Source organism: Marinimicrobium sp. UBA4509 (assembly GCF_002388575.1).
Classification (GTDB): Bacteria; Pseudomonadota; Gammaproteobacteria; order Pseudomonadales; family Cellvibrionaceae; genus Marinimicrobium; species Marinimicrobium koreense.
Genome location: NZ_DGMV01000041.1, coordinates 55,553 through 71,083 on the forward strand (window position 1 = coordinate 55,553; position 15,531 = coordinate 71,083).

Annotated in this window: 18 protein-coding genes; 2 read left to right on the forward strand and 16 right to left on the reverse strand. The window is 60.3% G+C overall.

What is annotated here, in order from left to right; translation table 11 throughout:
• The 6 genes from B3520_RS06295 to ccmA all read right to left on the reverse strand — a co-directional run.
• Nucleotides 1–1,346: heme lyase CcmF/NrfE family subunit (locus tag B3520_RS06295; RefSeq protein WP_286875677.1), on the reverse strand; the 1,346-nt coding region annotated here is incomplete at its 3' end.
• On the reverse strand, nucleotides 1,336–1,806 hold the full coding sequence (gene ccmE / locus B3520_RS06300; RefSeq protein WP_286875679.1) for a cytochrome c maturation protein CcmE: 471 nt from the start codon (nucleotides 1,804–1,806) through the stop codon (nucleotides 1,336–1,338). The genes ccmE and B3520_RS06295, both read right to left, overlap by 11 nt.
• A 77-nt stretch (nucleotides 1,807–1,883) precedes the next feature.
• Entirely contained in the window at nucleotides 1,884–2,072 is a 189-nt protein-coding gene (gene ccmD / locus B3520_RS06305) for a heme exporter protein CcmD (RefSeq protein ID WP_024460141.1), read from the reverse strand.
• Nucleotides 2,072–2,824, reverse strand: coding sequence for a heme ABC transporter permease (locus B3520_RS06310; RefSeq protein ID WP_024460140.1), 753 nt, complete (start codon nucleotides 2,822–2,824; stop codon nucleotides 2,072–2,074). The genes ccmD and B3520_RS06310 overlap by 1 nt, the downstream gene beginning before the upstream one ends.
• Before the next feature lie 26 nt (nucleotides 2,825–2,850).
• A complete protein-coding gene (gene ccmB, locus B3520_RS06315; protein WP_286875681.1) occupies nucleotides 2,851–3,537 on the reverse strand; it encodes a heme exporter protein CcmB in 687 nt (228 codons plus the stop codon).
• The gene (gene ccmA / locus B3520_RS06320; RefSeq protein WP_414673879.1) at nucleotides 3,527–4,207 is read right to left on the reverse strand and encodes a cytochrome c biogenesis heme-transporting ATPase CcmA; all 681 of its coding nucleotides are present in this window, start codon (nucleotides 4,205–4,207) and stop codon (nucleotides 3,527–3,529) included. Before ccmA ends, ccmB begins: the two co-directional genes overlap by 11 nt.
• A gap of 93 nt (nucleotides 4,208–4,300) precedes the next feature.
• On the opposite strand from ccmA, the gene B3520_RS06325 reads away from it, so the two are divergent.
• Both B3520_RS06325 and B3520_RS06330 read left to right on the forward strand, forming a co-directional pair.
• Nucleotides 4,301–5,809: a flagellar hook-length control protein FliK gene (locus tag B3520_RS06325; protein WP_286875683.1), complete on the forward strand. Its 1,509-nt coding sequence runs from the start codon at nucleotides 4,301–4,303 to the stop codon at nucleotides 5,807–5,809.
• A complete protein-coding gene (locus B3520_RS06330; protein ID WP_286805869.1) occupies nucleotides 5,806–6,123 on the forward strand; it encodes an EscU/YscU/HrcU family type III secretion system export apparatus switch protein in 318 nt (105 codons plus the stop codon). The genes B3520_RS06325 and B3520_RS06330 overlap by 4 nt, the downstream gene beginning before the upstream one ends.
• Nucleotides 6,124–6,143: 20 nt before the next feature.
• Here the strand turns inward: B3520_RS06330 and B3520_RS06335 are convergent, their stop codons facing one another.
• Genes B3520_RS06335 through B3520_RS06380 form a run of 10 tightly spaced genes read right to left on the reverse strand, consistent with a single transcriptional unit; the run spans nucleotide 6,144 to nucleotide 15,312 of the window.
• Nucleotides 6,144–6,872: a hypothetical protein gene (locus tag B3520_RS06335; protein WP_286805871.1), complete on the reverse strand. Its 729-nt coding sequence runs from the start codon at nucleotides 6,870–6,872 to the stop codon at nucleotides 6,144–6,146.
• Complete coding sequence (locus tag B3520_RS06340; RefSeq protein WP_286875684.1) at nucleotides 6,857–7,381, reverse strand: DUF2878 domain-containing protein; 525 nt, start codon at nucleotides 7,379–7,381, stop codon at nucleotides 6,857–6,859. The genes B3520_RS06335 and B3520_RS06340 overlap by 16 nt, the downstream gene beginning before the upstream one ends.
• A gap of 1 nt (nucleotide 7,382) precedes the next feature.
• Entirely contained in the window at nucleotides 7,383–8,651 is a 1,269-nt protein-coding gene (locus tag B3520_RS06345) for an SAM-dependent methyltransferase (RefSeq protein ID WP_024460133.1), read from the reverse strand.
• 2 nt (nucleotides 8,652–8,653) lie between these two features.
• The gene (locus B3520_RS06350; RefSeq protein WP_286805875.1) at nucleotides 8,654–9,442 is read right to left on the reverse strand and encodes a DUF1365 domain-containing protein; all 789 of its coding nucleotides are present in this window, start codon (nucleotides 9,440–9,442) and stop codon (nucleotides 8,654–8,656) included.
• Complete coding sequence (locus B3520_RS06355) at nucleotides 9,442–10,716, reverse strand: NAD(P)/FAD-dependent oxidoreductase (RefSeq protein WP_286805877.1); 1,275 nt, start codon at nucleotides 10,714–10,716, stop codon at nucleotides 9,442–9,444. Before B3520_RS06355 ends, B3520_RS06350 begins: the two co-directional genes overlap by 1 nt.
• A 23-nt stretch (nucleotides 10,717–10,739) precedes the next feature.
• Complete coding sequence (locus tag B3520_RS06360) at nucleotides 10,740–11,495, reverse strand: SDR family NAD(P)-dependent oxidoreductase (RefSeq protein WP_024460130.1); 756 nt, start codon at nucleotides 11,493–11,495, stop codon at nucleotides 10,740–10,742.
• 11 nt (nucleotides 11,496–11,506) lie between these two features.
• Entirely contained in the window at nucleotides 11,507–12,949 is a 1,443-nt protein-coding gene (gene phrB / locus B3520_RS06365; protein WP_286875686.1) for a deoxyribodipyrimidine photo-lyase, read from the reverse strand.
• A 2-nt stretch (nucleotides 12,950–12,951) separates the two neighbouring features.
• Nucleotides 12,952–13,392, reverse strand: a complete 441-nt coding sequence (locus tag B3520_RS06370) for a nuclear transport factor 2 family protein (RefSeq protein WP_286805881.1) — start codon at nucleotides 13,390–13,392, stop codon at nucleotides 12,952–12,954.
• Nucleotides 13,392–14,360 carry a MerR family transcriptional regulator gene (locus tag B3520_RS06375; RefSeq protein WP_286805882.1) on the reverse strand — a complete coding sequence of 323 codons (969 nt, stop codon included), beginning with the start codon at nucleotides 14,358–14,360 and terminating at the stop codon, nucleotides 13,392–13,394. Before B3520_RS06375 ends, B3520_RS06370 begins: the two co-directional genes overlap by 1 nt.
• Entirely contained in the window at nucleotides 14,347–15,312 is a 966-nt protein-coding gene (locus B3520_RS06380) for a YbgA family protein (RefSeq protein ID WP_286805884.1), read from the reverse strand. The genes B3520_RS06375 and B3520_RS06380 overlap by 14 nt, the downstream gene beginning before the upstream one ends.
• Nucleotides 15,313–15,531 lie beyond the last annotated feature (219 nt).

Consider the following 15,531-nt stretch of genomic DNA (forward strand, 5'->3'; position numbering starts at 1 on the left):
GAATACTGGTCACCATACAGGGCGGGAAACAGCGCACCGCCCGCCACACTGATGGTCAGAGGCTTCCACAGAAGCTGACGCAATTGCTGCCAGGTGGTCCGCTTCCAGTTACTGGAAACACCCGGTGCCATAAGCAGGCACACCAAGCCCATCAGCGGGACAAAAAACACGTTGAAGTACGGCGGCCCCACGGAAATCTTGCCCCAGCCCAGGGCATCGGCAATCAGCGGATACAGCGTGCCCAGTAGCACACTGATCATGATGCTCACCAGCAGGATATTATTGGCCAACAGGAACGTTTCCCGCGCGGTTGCCGTGAACCGCGTTGTGGTGTGTACCACCGGTGCCCGGAGTGCATATAGGGTCAATGAGCCGCCGACCACGAGCAACAGGAACATCAGAATGAACACGCCCCGCTCCGGGTCATTGGCAAAGGCATGCACCGACGTCAGCACTCCTGAGCGAACCAGAAAGGTGCCCAGCAAGCTCAAAGCAAAGGTAAAAATGGCCAGCAACAGGGTCCAGCTTTTGAACAATCCTCGCTTTTCGGTTACCGCCATGGAGTGAATCAACGCGGTACCCACCAGCCAGGGCAGGAAAGAAGCGTTTTCAACCGGATCCCAGAACCACCAGCCTCCCCAACCGAGCTCGTAGTAAGCCCACCAACTCCCCAGGGCGATTCCCAGGGTCAGAAAAGCCCAGGCGGTATTGGTCCAGGGGCGGGCCCAACGGGTCCAGGCCGCATCCATCCGGCCGCTGATCAGTGCGGCGATAGCAAAAGCGAAGCTGACGGCAAACCCCACGTACCCCATGTACAGCACCGGTGGATGCACAATCAGCCCGAAGTCCTGGAGCAGCGGATTCAGATCACTGCCCTCCTCCGGCGGCAGCGGCAGCAGCCGGTCAAACGGATTCGAGGTCAGCAGCATGAACAGTAAAAAGCCGATTGCCACAAAACCCATCACCGCCAGCACCTGGGCGCGCAGGCTCAGAGGCAGGCTTTTGCTCAGGTGTGCAATGGCGAGCGTCCAGCCGGACAGCATCAACACCCAAAGCAGCAGTGAACCCTCGTGCCCGCCCCAGACAGCGCTGATCTTGTAGTACACCGGCATCAGGGAGTTGGAGTGCCCGGCCACGTAGGACACGGAAAAATCATCCTGAACAAAGGCGATCGTCAGACAGACGAACGACACGGCGACAAAAAAGAACAGACCGGTAGCCAGGGAGCGGCTGGTGTGCATCAGCAGCTGATTGCCGGTCAGCGAGCCCGCCAGGGGAACCGTGGCCAGAGCGAGACTGAAGGCCAGCGCCAGAATCAGCGCAAAATGTCCAATCTCAGGGACCATAAACCATCACTCCACAGCCTTCGTCATGATCGCCGCCGGCCGCCGACATTGCTTCGGCGACTTCCGGGGGCATGTATTCTTCATCGTGTTTGGCCAGTACTTCCGTGGCCCGGAAAACGCCATCCGCTCCCAGCGTTCCGTTGACCACCGCCGCTTCTCCCTCGGCGAACAGATCCGGCAGGATACCGCCATAGGTCACGGTGAAGTCCACCACGCCATCGGTCAGGTCGAAGCGGGTCTCAAGATCGCCACTCTGGGAGCGCTGCACGCTGCCCGGACGCACACAGCCTCCGGCGCGGATCCGGGTATCCACCGGCGCCTCACCGGAGACGATCTGACCGGGCGGGTAAAACAGATTGATATTGGCGCGCAAGGCGTAAGCCATCAGACCCACTGCCAGGGTGGAAAACACCACCACAAAAAGCACCATGAACAGACGTTGTCGACGGACGGGATGCATAGGCTACTTCACTTCTCTTCACGAAGGCGGCCGAAAGAAGCCGCAGTGTATCAGGATTGGGGCGTCACCGCCGCCGGTTACTCCGCTGACCGCGCCGAGCGGCGAAGCAGTGCCGCCTGTCGGCGCAACCAGCGCTTGCGGCGGATACCCGGGCTCAGCAACAGGTACAGGAGCGTTCCCCAGGTGATCAGATAACACACCCAGACGTAGGGGCCGTGCCCTCCCATTCGCAAAAATTCGGCAAACGAGTCAAAGTAAAAACTCATCAGTGACGCTCCTCTTGGGCAATCAGCTCTCGCACCCAGCCGGTACGGCTCTCGCGGCGCAGTATTTCATAGCGGGTGTAGCGCAGCAGCACCACCGCATAGAATACGTAAAACGCCAGGATCATGGTCAACAGAGGGTACAACATCGAGGCGTGAATGGTGGGCGCCGACGTCAACTTGAGCGTGGCGGGCTGATGCAGGGTGTACCACCAGTCCACGGACTTGTAGATGATCGGGATATTCACGGTGCCGACCAGAGCCAGCACGGCACTGGCTTTATCCGCCGCCTCGCGGCTCATGAAGGCGCTCTGCAGCGCCATGATGCCCAGATAAAGGAAAAACAGTATCAACATCGAGGTAATGCGCGCATCCCAGGCCCACCAGGTGCCCCAGGTGGGTTTGCCCCAGATGGCACCGGTGACCAGGGAGACGAAGGTCAGGGCTGCGCCGATGGGGGCGGCGGATTTCATCACCATGAAAGCCAGCTTCATTCGCCAGATCAGCCCTACCGCCCCGCACAGTGCCATCACGTAATAGCCCGCCAGCGCGAGAAACGCGGCGGGCACGTGGATATAGATGATCCGGTAGCTGTTGCCCTGCTTGAAGTCCTCAGGCGAAAAGGCCAGCCCCCAGACGGTGCCGAGCACCAGCAACACCAGAGCAATGGCGGTCAGCCAGGGCAGCCAGGCGCCGGTCTTGTCATAGAACCAGCGGGGAGAGCCAAGTCGGTGAAACCATTGCCAGGAAGCCATTCGGTGGTGCTCCTCAGATTCTTGTATCAGTAACTGTCGACGCAGATGCGCAGGGCTGCTGCCGCCGCAAACGGGGCCAGCACGGCGGCCATGGCCCCAAAGGTGCCCAACACGGCCAAGGCGACCCCCACCTGATTGCCCAGGGCGGCGTCGTTGACGGCGCTGGCGCCGAAAATCAGCACCGGAACATACAGCGGCATCACGATCAGGGACAGCAGCAATCCGCCACGGCGCAGCGATACGGTCAGGGCCGCCCCGACCGAGCCAATCAGGCTCATGGTGATGGTGCCAATCATCAGCGACAGACACAGCACCCCATAACCGCCCTCCGGCAGTGCCAGCATCAAGCCGAGCAGCGGTGACATCAACGTCAGGGGCAACCCGGTGACCAGCCAGTGGGCCAACACTTTAGCGAGGACCGTCAGGTAGAGCAATGACGGGCTGACCAGACACTGCTCCAGAGCGCCATCGTCAAAGTCAGAGCGGAACAGGCCATCGAGCGACAACAGAGTCGCGAGCAGCGCCATGACCCACAGAATCCCCGGCGCCAGCACGGCGAGCAGCGCCGCCTCCGGCCCGACGCCGAGGGGTACCAGGGTGATCGCAATCAGGAAAAAGACCAGCGGATTGATCCAGTCGCCAGGGTGACGACCGGCCAGAAGGAGATCCCGCTTCAGGGTGGCGACAAAGGCGCTACCGGCCTCAGTACTCATCGCCCGCCTCCTGTTCCACGCGCGGCGGATGATCGAGCAGGTTGAGCGGGCGCAGCTCCGGCAGCCGGACCTCCTGATGGGACGTAAGAATCACCAGCCCCCCTTGACGGGTGTGATGCTGAAGCTGCTGCTCCAGATCCGCGACCCCTCTCTGGTCGATTGCGGTAAAGGGTTCATCGAGAATCCAAAGCGGTGCCCGGGACAGGTACAGGCGGGCCAGAGCCACCCGGCGCAGTTGACCGGCCGATAGCTGATAACAGGGAATATCTTCGTAACCGGCCAGACCGACCCGCTCCAGAGCCGCCACGGCATCGCCCTGCTGGCTGCCGGCACCGAGCGCCCGATACCAGGCCAGGTTTTCCAGGGGGGTGAGCGCCGCCTTGATGCCCGGGGCGTGGCCAATGTAGAGCAGGGACTGACGGAACGCCCAGCGACAGGCGGATACCGGGGTACCGCGCCATTCAATGCGCCCCCGGGCGGGAGCGCCGATACCGGCCAGTGTGCGCAGCAGCGTGGTTTTGCCGGAGCCGTTTGGGCCCAGAATCTGGACCCGCTCTCCGGCGTACAGCTGGGCGGTCAGACCACTGAACAGAGGGCGCTCATCGCGCTCGCAGGTCAGGTTCTCTAATGTCAGGAGGAGCTCCGCCAAAATAGTGCCGCCGTTCGCCATACGAAAACGGCCCGCTGGCCGCTATACTGGTGAGCGACGGATTATAACGGGGTTGCATCGCTCCCCACAATGAAAAGCCCGATTGGACCCGACATGGTTGATAAGCTGTCTCCGACAAATCCGATTCTGCCCTTGACGCGCCCCGCCTCCGGCGAGCGTCCCGCAGGCGAATCCGGCCTGATGCGCCTGCTGACCGAATCCCTGGCTCGCTCCCCCGCCTCAGCGGTATCGGCGGAGGTCCGTCAGGTCGCGCCGGTCACGGCCGAGCAGCGCCAGCAATTGATCAACCGCCTGGTGGACACCTTACTGCAGTGGCAGAGCCGACCCGATAGCGCCAATCGGACCCAACAGCTCGCCCGTCTGGCCGACGAGCAGCAGTTGCTCAATGCCGCCCAGCTCAAGCTGGTCCGACTCAACGTGCAACAGCAGAACGTGGTGACCTATACTGATCGGCCACTCAAACCCGGGCAGCAGGTGGCCGTCTATCTGGCCGAAAACCGCTTGTGGCAGCTCGCCGCTCCCAAAGCGACCTCGCTCTCCGAGGCGGGCGGGCTCCAGACCGGCGTATCCGCGCCCCGCGCAAGCGATGGACCTGCGCTGCTCAGCGAGGCGCTGCGACGGGCACTCCCGATGAAGGACGCCCCGGACCTCTCCCCGCCCCTTGCACGAATGGACCAGCTACTCAACATCCGGCAACAACGGACGTTGTTCTCCAGCAACCTGCAACAGGCACTGAGACAGGCTGCTCAGCAGTTGCGGGAGCCCAGTCAATTGACCCGGCCGGGCGCAATGCGCGAAGCGCTGAGTGAGAGCGGTGTGTTTCTGGAGAAAAAACTGCTGACCGCCTTGCGCCCTGCGGCCCGCGACGCAGCGGGAGTCGGAGTGGCGTCGACCCAAACCGAGCGCGGCGGTAATGTTGCGGCGCAACAGGTCCTGAACGGGGACTGGAAAGGCGCACTGTTGAAAGTACTGCACCAGGTGCGTACGGAGCTGAGCCGGCTCGGTCAGACACCGGAGCTGATGCGCGGCAATGAACTGAATCTGAGTGCGCTGCTGGAGCAGGTATCAGCGCGCCCGGCACCCGAACTCGCCGACCGGAGCCTGCGCACCCAACTATTACAGATGGTTCATCAACTGACGCTGCACAGCCTGGCCCGGATTCAGGTTCAGCAGAGCCAGGCCCTGACCCAACAGTTTGCCCCGGCGGACGCCGGCCCTGCGCCCCAGACTCTGACCCTGGAAGTGCCCATGCGCCTGGGACAGGAGATCCAACCGCTACTGCTTCGAATCGAGCCGGAGCCGGAAAAAAACGAGACGGGAAAACGCAGCGGAAAAATCCGTCAGTGGCAGGTGCAACTCAGTTTTGAGTTGCCGGATGCCGGCACCCTGCACGCTCAGGTGACGGTACGGGATCAGAAAGTGGCGACACGGCTGTGGGCGGAACAGGAGCAGACCGCCAACACCATACGCGCGCGCCTGAACGACCTGCAGCAGCGGCTGGAAAAAGAAGGCATCGAAGTGACCCAGTTGGAATGCCACACAGGCGCCCCACCCCGGCCCATGACGGACATTCGCTATTCACTGGTGGACATCACAACATGAACAGGCGCACCGACGGGGACAACGGGTTCACCCCGGACGAGATTGAAAAGGCGGTGGCTCTGTTTTATGACGGCACCCACGCGCCCCACGTCAGCGCCAAGGGCCAGGGCGATGTGGCGCGGGAGATCATGGCCATTGCCGAAGCTGAGGGGGTACCGCTGTGCGATAACCGAGAATTGGTGAATCTTCTCGTGACCCTGGAGCTGGGCGACGAAATTCCCGAGAGCCTCTACCGGGCCGTGGCTCACATCATTGCCTTCGCCTACGAGCTACAGGGCAAACAACCCGAAGGGTTTACGCCAGGGCCATCGTGACCCTGGATGTTATCGGCACCTCAGGGGTACCGATAGTGAATCTCTACATCCCGTCCCTCTCCATCGGCGTCCGGAATATTGGAACGACCGCGAAAGACCATCAGGCGTGTGTCCTCAGGGTCATATGCCAGGTACAGATTATCCGCGAACAGTGACAGCACAGCGCTGTTCACCCGGATACGGAAATACACCCAGTCCTCTTCATGCTTTTGGATGGGCGAGCCGTCGGCGTCAATGCGCTCGGCGCGCAGCCGGACGTTGGTCAGTCGGTTGGGAAAGGCGAAGTGGAAGGTCACCCGCTCCCCGTCCATCAGACGATCCCAATGACTCTGAATGAACGGATCGAAACCGGCGTCGATCACCTGCCGGCTTTTGACCTCCACCGATTCACTTTCCGGTTCTTCCCGGGAACCTCGCGTCAAGCGGATCTGTTCCTCATCATCACTCCAGCGCGCACTCCAGTGCAGATCCTGGCGCAGATCCCGAAGCTCAAATGACGGGCTGGTTTCACCGTGGGAGTAATCGAGGGTTTTCTCGGCAATGCGTTCTCCGTCCGGGTCCACGTAATGCACTTCGCCTTTGCCGCTGTCATCTACCGGCGTATACCGCTCTTCGTACAGCAACTGCTCTATCTTGTCGGCATGATAGGCCGCGCCAATGATCTCGTACTCGCTCTTTTCGGCCAGTGCCTGAGCCGCCGGCAGCAGAAGCAGGCCTGCCGCCACACCTGATATCAGACTTTTCCACATAACCGTTCTCCTCGTAACACCAGCCACCGATGCAGTGGCAACAACCAGACCCAGATGGCCATCATGATCAGGAAACCCTGAGTGACCGGCAGGCCCCACTCCACACCGGACAGACGAACGCCACCCAGATACGCCATGGGGCCACCCACCGCGCCAACCACGCCGATCAACCAGGGACGTTCGTACAACGCTTTCAGAGGATGATGCAGAGTCAGTGCCATGATCACCCAGAGACAGGTCAACCAGCCCGGCGCCAATCCCGAGGCGGACTCGGCACTGTAATCCAACACCCCGAAGTAGCCGAGCAGGTTGTCATGCGCAACACCCATGGGCAGCGCGACACAGACGGCCAGCCAGTCCCGCGGGTGCACCGGCGCGAACCGGAAGTGCAGCACGACAAACAGAAACGTGAATGCCACGCCCGGTACATTGCCCAGCAGTACGCACACAAACCAGCCGATTTGTGAGATGGCCGCATTGATCCACCAGTAGTGCCGCTTGAGTTCCACGTCAGACCGGCTCCGGACGATACTTGGGCTTGGCCATCAACAGCTGTGCGGTTCCGATGCTGCGCTCGATAAAGCCCCCCTCGCAATAGCACAGATAGTATTCCCACATCCGGATAAAGCGCTCGTCGAATTTCATTGCCCGCACTCGGTCGAGCTGCGCCTCAAAGGCGAGCCGCCAATCTCTCAGGGTGCGCGCGTAGTGTTGGCCGATATCTTCCAGATGCAGCAGGTTCAGATCGGTAAAGCGGCGCGTCAGGTCGCTCATCAATGCGACCGAAGGCAGCGAGCCGCCGGGGAAAATATACCGCTGGATAAAGTCCACGTGTTTGCGGGCGTGCTCGTAGCGCTGATCGGCAATGGTGATGGCCTGAATCAACATCAGCCCATCGCTGGTCAACAGACGGGAGCAGCGCTCAAAATATTCCCGGAAGTGTTCATGCCCTACCGCCTCAATCATTTCCACCGACACCAGTTTGGTGTACTCGCCGGTCAGGTCCCGGTAGTCCTTGAACAGCAGTGTTATCCGATCTTCAAGCCCCGCTTCTTTCACTTGCGCCTGGGCATGCTCCCACTGGGCACGGGAGATGGTGGTGGTCGTCACCCGGCAACCGTAATGCCGGGCGGCGTAGATCGCCATACCACCCCAACCGGTACCGATTTCCAACAAGTGGTCATCGGGCCCAAGTTCCAGCTTCTCGCAGATCCGCTGCAGCTTGTACTCGGCAGCCTCCGCCAGGGTGGACTCGGCACGCGGGTAGATGGCCGAGGAATACATCATGCTCGGGTCGAGAAAGAGTCGGAAAAAATCATTACCCAGATCGTAGTGCGCGGCGATATTGCGTCGGGCGCCCTCTTTCGAGTTTCGATTCATCCAGCTGAACAGTCGAAGCAGCCCCTTTCCGAACATAGACTGGCTGGCGTCCATCTTGTCCAGCGCGTGCATATTGCGGACAAAAATGCGCGTGACCTGGGTCAGGTTCGGGGTCGACCAGTAGCCGCTCATATAGGCTTCTCCGGCACCCACTGAACCTCCAAAGGCCACTTCGGCGTAGGCCATGGGATCGTGCACATGCAGATCCGCCACCAACACCGCCTGGTCGGCCGGCTGACCGAACTCGTGGCACTCGTCGCCATCGTGCAGCCGAAGGCAGCCCTCCTCCATGGCGGAGAGGGTTTTGAGGATCAGACGTTTGGCCAGCGCCTGGTTCCAGCGCGGTTTGGCCAGACGATGGCCTTTAAAACGTGCGATGCTGGGGTTGGAATGCGTCACAACTACCTCCTGGGTGCCAGCGTAATTTGGGTGGTGGATCGTTCAGAAGCCGGGGCCGTCTGATGCCCATAGGGAGGCACCCGCTTTAACCAGAGTTTGAGTGCCTGCCAATAAATGGCCAGAGGCACCTTGATCGTCAGCCAGGGCTGCTGCCACAAAATGCGATTCAGGCGCGATGGTTCCCACGCCTGCCGCTCGAGGCTGAGCGTTGCATCCATGTGACAGGCCCCCTCGCGCCAGTTTTCCATATGAACCAGTAGGGATTCGTCCGGCGCCGTGCTGATCCACCGGTATTCCATGTCAATCGGATTGAACGGCGATACGTGGAACGCTTTCCTGAACCCCAATCGACTCTTGCCGGTTTTCGGGTTGCAGGGAATCACGTAACAATGTCGTTCATTCCAGGGCGTATTATTTACCTGAGCCAGGATGACACTGGGCTTCTCGGCGTCAGGTTCGAAGCAGTAATAAAAACTGACCGGGTTGAAACACAGCCCCCATTGGCGAAGGTTGGTCAACAACCGGATCGGACCTGACGGACAGTGGCCCGTCTGGCGAGTCACTTCCTCGCGCACGGCGGTTTTCAAGTCCGGCTCCTGGGGATGGAGGTAATCCTCCCGTCGGAACCAGCCAAGTCGGCGACGATTGAAGCCCCAGAACCACAGCCCTTCAAACAGCCCCGGCAACTCATCCAGATCCAGGTAAAACAGGGTCGAGCGATACCGGAACTCGTGCCCGCGAGGCACAAAGCGGCGATGGCGCACCCAGCCTTGATAGATCGCGCTGTGCATCAGAAGGACTCTCCCAACGCCTTGGCAACGCGCAGGCCCGATACCACACCGTCCTCGTGAAAACCATTGCGCCAATAAGCACCGCAGTAATGGGTGTGATTGACACCACTGATATCACTCCATCGCGCCTGGGCTGCAATGCTTTCCCGGTTGAATACCGGGTGACTGTAGCGATAGCGCCCGAGAATTTTGTGCTCATCGAGCCATTCCGTGGCATTGACGCTCACACAGAGGGTTTCCGGACACTCGAGCCGCTGGAGCATGTTCATGTTGTAGGTCAACACCGCCTCGTTGTCCCGTCCGGGACTGAGCCGATAATTCCAGCTGGCCCAGGCACCTGGTGCCTTGGGCAGGATGCTGGTGTCAGTATGCAGGACAACGTCGTTATCCTGATAGGGAATGGCCGACAGAATGTCATATTCACGGTCGGTCGGATCCACCAAAAGCTTTAGCGCCTGGTCGCTGTGACAGGCAAAAATGACTTCATCAAAAGCCTGCTCACCAAAGCGGTCTGTGGTCAGGCGCACGCCCTGCTCTGTTCGCTCCACGCGGTGAACCGGACAACCGGTATAAATGCTGTCAGCGAATTCGCGGGTCAGAGGAGGCAGGTAACTGTGGGAGCCGCCTTTGACCGTGTACCACTGGGGCTGCTGGGTGACAGTCAGCAGCCCGTGGTTGTGGAAAAACCGGATAAAGAAGATCAGTGGCATCTCTGCCGCGCCGGACAGGCCCGAGGACCAGATCGCAGAAACCATAGGCAGAATATAATGTTCCCGGAAAAACCGGCTATAGCGCTCCTGTTCCAGGTACTCCCCCAGAGTCATCTGCGGGTCGACCCGGTCTTGCTCATGGGCCTGAGTGCAGGCTCGATTGAAGCGCAGAATCTCCCGAAGCATCCGCCAGTGCGCCGGTCGAAACAGGTTGCGCTTCTGAGCGAACAGACCACGGACGCCACTGCCGCTGTACTCGTGATGACTCCCCGGCTGAGTAACGCCAAAACCCATCTCGGTCAATTGACTGGGAACGCCCAGTCGGGACATCAGCTTGATGAAATTCGGATAAGTACGGTCGTTAAAAACGATAAAACCGGTGTCCACATCGTAATCTTGTCCAGCCACATTGACGCGCTTGGTGGCCGTGTGGCCGCCAATGCTCTCACCGGCTTCAAACACCGTGACCCGGTGACGCTTGGCCAGCAGGTGCCCCGCCGTCAATCCGCTGATACCGGAGCCGACAATCGCAATCTGTTTTGTTTCGTAGCCCGTTTCTTTCATAGCGTTTGTTCTATTTGTGTCGCTCAATCTTTCACCATCTTTTTCAAAAGAGCTGTTTTCCAGCCCAGGGGTAACCAGCTGATAAGACGCATGGTCCACACCAACTGCCAGGGAAATTGCACGATCCGCTGACGACGGGCCATACCGCGGGCAATGTGCTCTGCCGCCGTTTCGGCTTCCACCAGAAACGGCATCTCAAAGTCATTGCGGTCGGTGAGCGGGGTTTTGACAAAACCGGGTCGAACCAGTGTCACATCAATGCCCTCGGGTGCCAGGTCGACGCGCAGAGAGTGCATGAAATACTCCATGGCGGCCTTCGAAGCACCATAGGCCTCGCTGCGGGTCAGCGGCAGCACCGTGACCATACTCCCCACCCCGACCACTTGGGCACGGTTGGGGGATTTACGCAGAAACGGCAGTGCCAGCTCGACGGTGTTGGCCGAGCCGACCACATTGATGTTCATCACCGGGGCAAAAGGAGCGGCATCGAAATGCTTGACGTCGATGTATTCGCAGGTGCCGGCGTTGATTACGACGGAATCAAGGTGATGGGTAATGGTCTTCAACCGATCGCTCACCTGGCTCAGTGCCTCTCGATCCGTCAGGTCGACGGGAAGCGCATGGCATCGCTCGGGAAACGCCCGGGCCAGTGATTCCAGCTTGTCCGCGGAGCGGGCGCTGATCACCACGTTGTGGCCGTTCTGCAATAACCGACGGGCCAGTGCTTCACCAATACCGGTCGAGGCACCTGTAACCCATATCCACTGGGACTGGCTCATAAACGACTCCTCTAGCCCTTTGACGATGAGCCATTGAGCTGCTGAAACAACGCAATGGTCTCCTTGCGGCTGGCTTTCAGGTCCACCATCGGCGCAGGATAACCCGACACCGGTGGCGGCTGGTGTATCTGTCTTGTCGAAACCCTTGCCAGCTCTGGAACATATTTACGGATAAACCGGCCATCGGGATCAAAACGCTCGGATTGGGTCACGGGATTGAAAATACGGAAATAAGGCGCCGCATCGGTCCCGGTGGACGCGCTCCACTGCCAGCCGCCGTTATTGGCCGCAAAGTCGCCGTCGATCAGCTGCGACATGAACCAGCGCTCACCCAGACGCCAGTCAATGCGAAGATTCTTGGTGAGAAACATCGCCACGATCATTCGGAGCCGATTGTGCATCCAGCCGGTGTCGAGCAGCTGTCGCATCGCCGCATCCACGATGGGAATGCCGGTTTCTCCGCGACGCCAGCGGTTGAAATCCTCTTCATCGTCGCGCCAGGGGAAGACGTCGGTGTGGCCCTGGAGCGGCTTGTGTTTACACACCACCGGAAAATCCACGGTCACATGCTGATAGAAGTCCCGCCAGACCAGCTCGCTGATCCAGGTGGTCACGCCCTCACTGCCCTCGTCCCAGCGCCCTTCATTGGCACTCAGCGCGGCGGTCAGGCATTGGCGGGGCGACAGGCTGCCCACCGCCAGATAGGGTGACAGCGTCGATGTAGCGGCCTCCGCAGGCAGGTCCCGTTTGCTTTTATAGTCCCGAATGGGTCCGTCTGCAAACTCGGCGAGGCGGCTCAACGCCTCCTCCTCGCCCGCAGGCCAAAGTGCCGAGAGGTCCTTGAGGTGAACCCCCCGGAAGAGACTATCCAGGGTCATCCCGGCGTCGCTGACCTGTCCCAAGGCTTCCGGCTGCACGGCCGGAAGGCCGTGAGGCACCATCGGTAGCTCACGGGCCATCTGGATCCAGCGCCGTTTGAACGCGGTAAACACCTGATAGGGCTCACCCTGGCCGTTACGCACTTTTCCCGGGGGCAGAATCACCCGGTCATGAAACCGCTTGTAATGGCGATCGTGATCATGGAAATACTCCGCCACTGCGCGGTCCCGGTTCAGCTCATCGAGGGGATATTCCGCGTTAAAATACAGCGAATGGCAGCCTTCCCGACGGCTCAGGGATAGCAACTGATGGGGGATTTCAGCGGCCCGGCGAACCCGAAGCAGTACCAGGGGGATGTTCCGCTCGGCCAGATCGGTTTGCATCTGACGTAAATGGCGCCGAATAAAATCCAGCCGTGACGGCGCCGTGCTGTGCCGCTCGATAAAATCCTCGCACAACACATACACCGCCACCACGCCCTGCCCCGCTTCGGCGGCGTGATACAGGGCGGGGTTGTCGCGCAGGCGCAGGTCATTGCGCAGCCATACCAGAATGCGTTGATTGTCCGAACTCACCATTACCCCAGCCTCGCCTTGAGCTTGCCGATCACGTACCCCAATACCGGAATATGCTCATACAGCATGGCGCCGGCATCGAAATAGTCGCGGTGATACACCACCCGCTCCCGAAACTGAAGATGACTGCTCCCCTCAAGGGTCAGCAGCTGGCCCCCTTTAAGCTTCGGATGGCGGTAATTCATGGTCCACAGCAGGACCGCCTGATCCGGTTCATCGGCGTGCCCTCGCTGTTCGAGAATGTGATTGAAGGTAAAGCCGCACTCCTGAAGCCCATGCACCATGCCGGAGAAGTAGCGGCGCAGGGCAACCAGGCCTTCTACCCGGTGCAGGGGGTCTTCAAACACCACGTCGGTATCGTAAATCTGATCCAGAGCACCAATCAGCGCGGGATCAAATCGCTCGTAGAGGGTAGTGACTTTAGTGATCAGCTTGTCTGTCATTATCGTGATGCTCCAGAGCCGGGGGACCCGTTATCAGAGAAATCAGGACCTTCGACCCGCACGGGAAGCCGTGCCTCCAGCGCCGCCAGAATTTCACTATGGGATTGTCCGAGGCAATGAGGCTGTAGCGTGCTGTCCACCAGCGCCGTCTGCCGGCCCGCCAACCAGATCGGAACCGCCAATTGCCGCTCCAGATCGCGGTGTGCGGCCTCCAAACCTGGTTCGGGAACGCTGTCGGTGTAGAGCAACACCGCATCCGCCCCCCGCTGGTCCACCGCGTACAACCACTCCGCCTGGGGCACCGGGCCAAAGAAGTCCACCTGGAGCCTGTTTACGCCCAGACTGTACGCGAGGATCATCGGCAGCACGGAATCCGGGGTGCGTCCGTTATCCACCAGCAACAGACGCGGTGCCCCCTTGGGCGCCGACTGCCGATGGCGTGCCGATGCGAAGTAGTCATACAGCACGGATTCGAAGCACAACAGTTGCGACGTTACCCCATACTGAGGCCGTCCCTGACCGACATCGGATCGCCACTGCGACAGCAGCGGTTCAATACAGTGATCCACCAGAACCGGCATCGGATACTCGGCGGTCAATTCGGCAAGCCGCTTTCGCAGAGCATGCACGTCCAGCGCGGCAAGCGCATGGGCCATCACCTGGCGGTGTTGCTGCCAGGGATCGGTTGGCGACAGATCCACCTCGGTAGCCTCAGCGCCCTGATCCAGCAGCGCCCGGACCTGACCCACCGCAACGCCGCGGGCGAGCCAGCGCTGAATGGCCTCTACCCTGGCAATATCCTCCGGTCGATACAGTCGGTGGCCCTTGGCGGTGCGCAGCGGTTTGAGCAGCCCATAGCGCCGCTCCCAGGCCCGCAGGGTCACGCTGTTCACGCCGGTCAGCTCGGATACCCTGCGGATGGGTACCGCCTCAGAAACCATCGACTCCCGATCTTCAGACGTTGGCATTGCGAAGGCCCAGTTTTTCCGGATGCGGCGCCCAGAAGGTCTGCTTTTGCAGGTAGGGATTATCCACCTTGCGCAGGTAGTGCTTGAGCAGCGTCAGCGGTACCACCAGCGGCACATCACCGGCGTGATAGGCGTCGATGACCTCGGACAGCTCCTGCTGTTCATTGCCATCGAGCAGGTCGCGCAGGTAGCCACGCAGGTGCAGCATGGTGTTGGTATTGCTCTTGCGCGTGGTTTTATGACTCAGCGCGGCCATAAACGCGGTCAGAAACTCATTGCACAGTTCATGGATGTCCCGCGTTCCCGCCTGGGCCACCAACCGACCGATGGACTGGTAGCTGGGCACATGGTGAGCCATTACCTGGTATTTGTACCGGGAGTAGAAGTCCACCAACTTTGCAGGCGTGGGGTCCGGCTCGACGGAGGTTTTCCAGTCGTGGTAGGCGAACACCCGGGAGATGAAGTTATCACGCAGACCGGCATCGGTCAGGCGCCCAGCCTCTTCCACCGGCAGCAGCGGGTGCAATTCCATCAAACGTTCGGCATAGGCTCCAATCCCGTCGCTGTCGAGCGGGTAGCCGTTTTCGCCGTAGCGTTTCATACGGAAGGCGCCGCAGCTCGGGGAGTTCTGCATCATCACGTAGCCGCAGATGTCCGGCATACGCTCCAGCGCCTTGTCGGCCTCGGCGGCCAGCGCTTCGGTGACATCGAGGCTGTCGTCCTGAACCCCGCGCACGCGGGTGCCTTTGTCGGTGGCGACCAGGCGGATGGGCTTGCGGGGAATACCCAGGCCAATCAGCACTTCCGGGCAGACGGGCCGATAGTCGAAGTAGCGGCTCATGACGTCGGTCAGAAAGCGGTTGCGTTTGTGTCCGCCATCAAAGCGAACCCGCTCGCCGAGCAGGCATTCACTGATGCCAACCGGAATTTTGACGTCTGCGTGGGTATCCATCGATGCACCTCTTATACAAGTGGCTAGGCTTTGTATAAGTTGTACGCCGATTTATTGTACAAGGCAAGAGGTTTTGTATAGTTTTTTGGTGGGAGTAGCAGGATAAAAATCGATATTAGGTGAGGCATCAAGTCCGGGCCGTGGAGGGGATACCCTTTCAAGACACGCCGTGAACCCATCCCTGGGGGCTCGACGCGCGGAGTCCCTCCGCTTACGGTC

Coding starts and splice junctions, on each gene's coding strand:
- ccmE (WP_286875679.1), bottom strand. CDS start 1,806: ATGCATCCCGTCCGTCGACAACGTCTGTTCATGGTGCTTTTTGTGGTG.
- ccmD (WP_024460141.1), bottom strand. CDS start 2,072: ATGAGTTTTTACTTTGACTCGTTTGCCGAATTTTTGCGAATGGGAGGG.
- B3520_RS06310 (WP_024460140.1), bottom strand. CDS start 2,824: ATGGCTTCCTGGCAATGGTTTCACCGACTTGGCTCTCCCCGCTGGTTC.
- ccmB (WP_286875681.1), bottom strand. CDS start 3,537: ATGAGTACTGAGGCCGGTAGCGCCTTTGTCGCCACCCTGAAGCGGGAT.
- ccmA (WP_414673879.1), bottom strand. CDS start 4,207: ATGGCGAACGGCGGCACTATTTTGGCGGAGCTCCTCCTGACATTAGAG.
- B3520_RS06325 (WP_286875683.1), top strand. CDS start 4,301: ATGGTTGATAAGCTGTCTCCGACAAATCCGATTCTGCCCTTGACGCGC.
- B3520_RS06330 (WP_286805869.1), top strand. CDS start 5,806: ATGAACAGGCGCACCGACGGGGACAACGGGTTCACCCCGGACGAGATT.
- B3520_RS06335 (WP_286805871.1), bottom strand. CDS start 6,872: ATGTGGAAAAGTCTGATATCAGGTGTGGCGGCAGGCCTGCTTCTGCTG.
- B3520_RS06350 (WP_286805875.1), bottom strand. CDS start 9,442: ATGCACAGCGCGATCTATCAAGGCTGGGTGCGCCATCGCCGCTTTGTG.
- B3520_RS06355 (WP_286805877.1), bottom strand. CDS start 10,716: ATGAAAGAAACGGGCTACGAAACAAAACAGATTGCGATTGTCGGCTCC.
- B3520_RS06360 (WP_024460130.1), bottom strand. CDS start 11,495: ATGAGCCAGTCCCAGTGGATATGGGTTACAGGTGCCTCGACCGGTATT.
- B3520_RS06370 (WP_286805881.1), bottom strand. CDS start 13,392: ATGACAGACAAGCTGATCACTAAAGTCACTACCCTCTACGAGCGATTT.
- B3520_RS06375 (WP_286805882.1), bottom strand. CDS start 14,360: ATGCCAACGTCTGAAGATCGGGAGTCGATGGTTTCTGAGGCGGTACCC.
- B3520_RS06380 (WP_286805884.1), bottom strand. CDS start 15,312: ATGGATACCCACGCAGACGTCAAAATTCCGGTTGGCATCAGTGAATGC.